This is a genomic window from Gluconacetobacter tumulisoli (assembly GCF_014174155.1).
Lineage (GTDB): Bacteria > Pseudomonadota > Alphaproteobacteria > Acetobacterales > Acetobacteraceae > Gluconacetobacter > Gluconacetobacter tumulisoli.
In genome coordinates, this window is sequence record NZ_JABEQM010000033.1 from 1 (window position 1) to 2,439 (window position 2,439).

Annotated in this window: 2 protein-coding genes; one reads left to right on the forward strand and one right to left on the reverse strand. The window is 64.1% G+C overall.

Translation table 11 applies throughout. The annotated features are described in order from the left end of the window. The coding region (locus tag HLH28_RS17735) for a tetratricopeptide repeat protein (RefSeq protein WP_182961927.1) at positions 1–362 on the forward strand (362 nt) is incomplete at its 5' end. A gap of 61 nt (positions 363–423) precedes the next feature. Here HLH28_RS17735 and HLH28_RS17740 read toward each other — a convergent pair. Next, a partial coding sequence (locus HLH28_RS17740) for a glycosyltransferase (protein WP_182961928.1) occupies positions 424–2,439 on the reverse strand: 2,016 nt, incomplete at its 5' end.

Genomic DNA, 2,439 nt, shown 5'->3' on the forward strand with positions numbered 1-2,439 from the left:
TCCGCCACCTTGCCGCGCTTTATAGCAATCTCGGTCAAGCCGATTGCGCCGAAGCCATTCTCCGTCAGGGCGCGGAAGCATTGGACAATGCCGATCTCATGACCCGTCTGGCACAAAGCCAGGCACGTCGCGGAGCATTCGCTGAAGCCGAATCCTGGCTACGAAAGGCGATCGAGATCGCGCCCTCAGTCATTCGTCCCTATGCGACCCTGGCCAATCTCAAATTAACTCAGAACGATCCGGACGGTGCCGAAGCCGCGCTGCAGCCCGCTTTGGCGATCGAACCGGAGCACCCGGAAATCCAGCGCGTCCTCACCAAGCTGCATCAGCAACGTAGCCGGACGGAAAAACGTTCAAAATAGCGCCGCCGGATTGCTTCGCCCGCCCCCGCGTAGCGGGACGGGCGGTTGTTTCGGGGCATGTTCAGTCGAGGAGCATGGGCAGGGTTTCCAGTGCGGTATAGGCCTTTTCGCCTTCCGGCCCATGGGCCTTGGCCATGTGGCGCAGCACGTGATCCAGCACTGGCTCCAGCCCGATGGCGGCGATGCAGGTGCAGGTGGCGAAGCGGTCGTCGAACTGACACGGGGCGCAGGATTTCCTGAGCTCGATGACGGAACTGGTCGGCGCCAGGGGGCCGTTCTTGACGACCGAGGTTGGGCCGAAGATCGTCGTCAGCGGGACGCCCAGCGCATCGGCGATATGCATCAGGCCGCTGTCGTTGGCGATGAAGTAAGTGCAGCGCGCGATATTGCGCACCGATTCCATCAGCGGCGTGCCGGTCAGGTCGATCGTGCCCTCGACATATTCCGAGGCCACGCCGAACGACGCCACCTTGAAACCGCGTTTCGCCAGGGCATCGGCCAGCAGGCGGTAATACGGCCAGCGCTTGTTGAGCCAGCTCCCCTCCTCCCACTCGCCCCCTTTGCCGCCGGCATGGATGCCGATCATGCCGTTCAGGTGATGCGGCCGCGTCACCCCGGCCGCAAAGTAGTTCCCGACGTCCGCCTTCTCGTAGGGAACGCCCAGAAGTTCGCGAGCGCACCACAGGTTGAACTCCGCCTCGTGAATGTCTTTCGTCATCTGGAACGGGTAGTGGTGCCGCGCCGCCACCACCTGTTCCGCATTGAAGGCCGGGATCGTATCGCCGAAGGAATGCGTGATGTAGACCAGATCATATTCGCGCCGGAGCGCGTTGCGGTCGAGCGGGAAGGTCATGTTCACCGACGCATCCCCCGCCGCCAGCAGGCTGCATCCCTTGAAATCCTCCTTCACCACCACGTCCACCGGGCAACCGTAATGCTCCGCCAGGCGCCGGATCAGCGGCGTCGTCTGCACGATGTTGCCCAGTCCCGCTCCCACGCCGACGAGGATGCGCTTCCGGCTATAGGCGATCATCCGGCCGATCCGCTCCGGCTGCCGCGCGAAGGCGTAGCGGTCGGAATTCTCCAGCGCCAGCCTGACCTGCTGCTGGTAATAGGCCTCGTCGGTGAAGAGACGGTCCAGTTCCGCCGCCCACGCATCCGGCTCCTCCGGCAGCGCCGTGCCCGATTCCGTCAGCAGGTAGGGCACGTTGCCGCGATCCGAACCGACCACCGGCAGGCCAAGGCGATGCGCCTCGATCACCACCCGCGAGAAGGTTTCGATGAAGGCATAGCTCGGCACCAGCACCACCCGCGCCTGGGTATAGGCCTCCATCATGTCGGCCACCTTGCCCGCGACGGTGATGTTGGTCACTCCCGCCGCTGCGATCGCCTCCTCCGCCTGAGCCACCGGGCTCTGGCTGGCCAGCACCAGGAAGGGAATGTGCGGCACCCGCCGCGCAACCTCGAGGATCAGGTCGAAGCCTTTCTCGGGCCGCGCGTTCACCAGCAGCGCATAGCGCCCGCCCTGCAGCACCGGCCCCGGATTGTCGTCCGTCAGAGAATAGACCAGCGGCGTGCTGATGCCGAAATGCTTGCGCTTCATTTCCGCCGTGAAGTGCGAGTTCGAATAGACAACCGTCGCCTGCTGCAGGATGTCGTTGAACTCCCGGCGTGGCACCGCATGGCGGTCCACGTTCAGATAGCCCCCGATCTCCTCAAACATGTCGCGCCAGAAATGCGTGCCGTAAATCGTCGCAACATGCAGGTATTTCAGCGGCGCCAGAACCTCATACCCAAGACCGCTCAGAACCTGCACAATCTGAGGACGCTGGCGCAGCGCGTAGGTAAAGATATCGCCGGCCAGCGGGCGCAGCTGAGCCCAACGCTGGCCGCCTGTCTCGCCTTCTGTCGCACCGGGCGAATCGCTGCGCATGCCGATGATGACCGGTTCCATGCCGTGGCTGCGATAGACGCGCGCCATGCCGCGCAGGAACTGCTCGCCCCCGCCATAGAGTTCGAAGCCGTGGCGCGACACCAGGAAGACCTTGTCCCTTCCCTCGAGCACCGGCGCCGGCAA